Consider the following 241-nt stretch of genomic DNA (forward strand, 5'->3'; position numbering starts at 1 on the left):
TCTCGCCGGTCAGCTCCGGCAGGGGCGCCTTGAAATAGCCACCGGCCATCGAGCTCTGCAGGGCGGCGGCGGGAATGGTGTTTTCCCTGATCGCGCCATCGCTGTTGATAGCGAGCAGATGCACGGCCTCGAGCGCGCTGCGCCTGGAGAGGAAATAGCGGGGGAGTGTCTCGCCGGGGGCAATGTCGAAGCGCAGCAGCACACGCTCGGCATCGAGGGAGTATTCCTTGGCGCCGCAGGA

Annotated in this window: 1 protein-coding gene; it reads right to left on the reverse strand. The window is 66.0% G+C overall.

What is annotated here, in order from left to right; all coding sequences use genetic code 11:
* On the reverse strand, positions 1-241 hold a 241-nt coding region (locus SCA31_RS25225; RefSeq protein WP_410699673.1), incomplete at both ends, for a hypothetical protein.

The sequence above is a fragment of the Chryseobacterium sp. SIMBA_028 genome (assembly GCF_046535285.1).
In the GTDB taxonomy this organism is placed as follows: Bacteria; Bacteroidota; Bacteroidia; order Flavobacteriales; family Weeksellaceae; genus Chryseobacterium.